This is a genomic window from Parvibaculum sp. (assembly GCF_035511255.1).
Lineage (GTDB): Bacteria > Pseudomonadota > Alphaproteobacteria > Parvibaculales > Parvibaculaceae > Parvibaculum.
Genome location: NZ_DATKFR010000511.1, coordinates 1 through 1,595, shown reverse-complemented (window position 1 = coordinate 1,595; position 1,595 = coordinate 1). Strand labels below are relative to the sequence as shown.

The 1,595-nt window shown below is 60.6% G+C and carries 2 protein-coding genes and 1 pseudogene; 1 reads left to right on the top strand and 2 read right to left on the bottom strand.

All coding sequences use genetic code 11. The annotated features are described in order from the left end of the window. Positions 1-54 precede the first annotated feature (54 nt). Positions 55-705 (top strand): DsbA family oxidoreductase, encoded by a 651-nt coding sequence (locus VMR03_RS18915; protein ID WP_325408027.1) that lies wholly within the window; start codon positions 55-57, stop codon positions 703-705. A gap of 4 nt (positions 706-709) precedes the next feature. Here the strand turns inward: VMR03_RS18915 and VMR03_RS18910 are convergent, their stop codons facing one another. Together VMR03_RS18910 and VMR03_RS18905 are read right to left on the bottom strand one after the other, a co-directional pair. Continuing rightward, positions 710-1,336 (bottom strand): protein-methionine-sulfoxide reductase heme-binding subunit MsrQ, encoded by a 627-nt coding sequence (locus tag VMR03_RS18910; protein ID WP_325408025.1) that lies wholly within the window; start codon positions 1,334-1,336, stop codon positions 710-712. Between the two features lie 2 nt (positions 1,337-1,338). Beyond that, positions 1,339-1,595, bottom strand: a pseudogene (locus VMR03_RS18905) (mononuclear molybdenum enzyme YedY); the annotation flags it as partial.

Below are 1,595 nucleotides of genomic sequence, written 5' to 3'. Positions count from 1 at the left end.
CGATAGGTGGGCGCATAATCGGGCCAACAAGAATGCAGAGCGGAGGATAAGCCCATGCAGCTCGACGTCGTATCCGATACGGTTTGCCCCTGGTGCTATATCGGCAAGAAGCGACTGGACGAGGCTCTGGCCATCCGGGGTTCCGACGGGATTACGTTGCGCTGGCGGCCCTATCAGCTCGACGCCTCGATTCCTGAAGGCGGCGTCGATCGAAAGGCCTATATGCAGAAGAAGTTCGGCTCTGACCCGGACCGCGCCAGAGCCGTCGGCAATTCGATCAAGGAATATGGCGAGGCCCTCGGCATCGTCTTCAATTTCGACAAGATCGAAAAGGCGCCGAATACGCTCGACAGCCATCGCCTGATCCGCTGGGCGGGCACGGCGGGTTGCCAGAACGAGATGGTCGACATTCTCTTCCGCCGGTATTTCACCGACGCGGAAGATATCGGAAATCACGACGTTCTCGTTGATGCCGCCGCCGAAGCAGGAATGGACACCGACATCGTCGCCGATCTCCTGATCCGCGGCGCCGACAGGGATCTCATCCGACGCGAGGATGCGGCAGCCCGTGAGATGGGTATTCAGGGTGTGCCAAGTTTCGTCATCAACGCGAAATGGGTCATCGTCGGCGCGCAGGAGACCCCCGCCCTCATCCGCATGTTCGACAAGTTGTTGGCGAAGGAAGCGGAAGACGCAGCGGAGTGAGCGGTCAGGCGCGCGTCCGTGCGGCTTTCGCCTGTGACCTCGCGAGGCGCGGCAGAGTCTGCCAAACGCGCCACAGCAGCGCCGCCGCGAGGATTGTGCCGTAGATCAGCGGCCAGGTGATGTCGAGTTTCACCAAGAGATAATAGTGCACGACGCCGAAGCTCGCCGCGACATAGACCGCGCGGTGAAGCTGCCGCCATTTCTTCGGGCCGAGACGAGCGACCATCTTTTTGGTCGACGTGATCGCCAGCGGCACCAGCAGCAGAAACGCCATCATGCCGAAGGTGATGTAGGGGCGCTTCAGCACGTCCTTGACGATCGCCGAAATATCGAGGCCCTGATCGAGGCCGAGATAAAGCGACAGGTGGATGCAGACGTAGAAGAACGCATAGAGCCCGATCATGCGGCGAAAGCGGATGGGCAGCGGATTTTTCAGGATCCGCGCCAGCGGTGTCAGAAGCAGACCTGCGACAAGCAATTTAATCGCCCAATCGCCCGTAGTGCGGATCAGCGTTTCGACGGGATCGGAGCCGAGATCACCGATGAAGGCGCGATAGACGAGGTCCGCCGCCGGCAGGAGACAGCCGATGAAGACGACGAACCAAAGGACGCGGCGGTTTCGCTCAGTCATGGTCAGAAATAGGTCTTGAGGTCCATGCCCTTGTAAAGGCTGGCCACCTGCTCGCCATAGCCGTTGAACATCAGCGTCGGGCGGCGGAGGAAATCGCCGATGCGGCGCTCCTTGGCCTGCGTCCAGCGCGGGTGATCGACATTCGGATTGACGTTCGAATAGAAGCCATACTCGCTCGGGTTTGCGGTGTTCCACGCCGTCGCCGGCTGATCGCTGACGAAACGGATACGCACGATCGACTTCGCGCCCTTGAAGCCAT